Genomic DNA, 1,673 nt, shown 5'->3' with positions numbered 1-1,673 from the left:
TGTTTACTAGGTGCACATTGCAGGTAATGCCAAGGGGACGTCCCCGCAGGTCACCCACCAATTCTCCCAACCCACAGCGAAGATCGATCTCTTCCGCAGGCGTATCGGCACTATAGAGCAGGATGACCTGCAGGTCATCGGCCAGCGTTAGTTTTTCCGGGGTCGCAAGCAGTTGGGCCGTCGACCCATACAGAAGTGCGGCGCGAATCTGGGGAAGGTGGCTAAAGCCCCGCTCCAGCTGCGCAATCGCAGTAAAAAAGGGCGCAGGACCTCCCAGGGGAAGCCTGCGGCTCATAATATCGTCTACAGAATGAACAACCGTTCCCATACCTATCAAACTCCTCACCAAAAGGTGCTAGGGGCACCATATCAGGAATACCAGGTTTGAGATAGGGGTATTCACCCTGCCTGGCGAACGCTTGTTCGGTCCCTCTTTTTGAACCTGTCCAACAGGTTAGGCTTTTTCGATACCAATATAGAGGGCTCCCCACTGTTTTTCCTGGGCAGGGGAGTAATACTCGCTGAGACTGCTCTGCACAAAGCTATCCAACGTCCACTCGGGGAACTCTGACTGGTGGGCGTGGTAGAGTTCGGCAAAGCCGGGGAATGGCTCAAGCTTTGTGACGCGGACTTGTAGCTTTTCGTTTTGCTGCCCACGGTTTGAAAATTCAATGAGATCACCAACGGCGAGCAGGCGACGCTTTTCATCGTTAAGGCGGATTTCATTTTTCTTCTGACCGCTGGCCATACGGGCAAAGGGGGCAGGATGCAACTGCATTTGGTGGGTAACTGGCATGACAATCGTGGTATTTATAATGTCGAACAATGAATCTTCTAAGGCGTTATAGCATGCGATTTGGCATCGATGGACGCAGTAAGCTGAGTGCTAGTACCTTGCCAAAAACAGGCAAAATAAGCTCTAGGAGCAAACTTTTACAATTGCAGTATATCTCCTTCTTTGAGCGCAATTTCCTCACCGCTTCCCACACTCGTCGCACCATTACTTCCACCCTGCTGCGCAGGCACGCGAGCATCATCCCCTATGTTCGTCTTCTGTTCGGGGAAGAGGGTAGGAGCCTTAGGGGACTCGTCAATCACTTTTGGGGGTTCAGCTGGGACAAAGACTGCTGGCACATTTGGCTCGTCATATACTTTTGGTAACAATGCATCGTCCGCATCAAGTAGAGGCGCCATGGCATACTGAATTTGACCCGGAGTAAGAGGCGCACCCTCCTCACCTTCTTGCTGCTCTTCCCCACTTTCCTCGAGGAGTCTCCCCTCCTCTGCCGCCTTGCGGGCCTCGCGGCGTTCGATTGCAATAGATTCAGGCTCCCCAATGAACCACTTCTGCCCTCCCCTTTGTGATACTTCCTTGTAAGAAGTGCCCTTCATGACTTTGAGTGGCTTTTCAACATAAGGCTTTTTCGGTTTTTGTTCGGTCTGCTCAGAAGGGGTTACAGGTTGCTCAAGATGGATATCAGGAGGAATGGACATGACAGGTTCAGGAACCTGTTGGACTTCCTCTTCCACTGGCTCGGGTGTCTCCTCAAGAACTACAGCTGGAGCTGGAGCTGGAGCTGGAGCTGGAGCTGGAGCTGGAGCTGGAGCTGGAGCTGGAGCTGGAGCTGGAGCTGGAGCTGGAGCTGGAGCTGGAGCTGGAGCTGGAGCTGGAG

General features: G+C 53.1%; 3 protein-coding genes. All 3 read right to left on the bottom strand.

Annotation, left to right across the window (positions count from 1 at the left end; genetic code table 11):
- Window positions 1-328, bottom strand: a 328-nt coding sequence (locus VLA04_04535) for a hypothetical protein (protein ID HSI20932.1), incomplete at its 3' end; no start/stop codon positions are given.
- A gap of 126 nt (window positions 329-454) precedes the next feature.
- A complete protein-coding gene (locus VLA04_04530; GenBank protein HSI20931.1) occupies window positions 455-826 on the bottom strand; it encodes an ASCH domain-containing protein in 372 nt (123 codons plus the stop codon).
- Window positions 827-933: 107 nt separating this feature from the next.
- Window positions 934-1,530: a hypothetical protein gene (locus tag VLA04_04525; protein ID HSI20930.1), complete on the bottom strand. Its 597-nt coding sequence runs from the start codon at window positions 1,528-1,530 to the stop codon at window positions 934-936.
- Window positions 1,531-1,673: the final 143 nt, after the last annotated feature.

The organism is Verrucomicrobiia bacterium (genome assembly GCA_035460805.1).
In the GTDB taxonomy this organism is placed as follows: domain Bacteria; phylum Patescibacteriota; class UBA1384; order CAILIB01; family CAILIB01; genus DATHWI01.
Note: the sequence above shows the minus strand (reverse complement) of the source record. Positions and strands in the feature narration are given on the sequence as shown.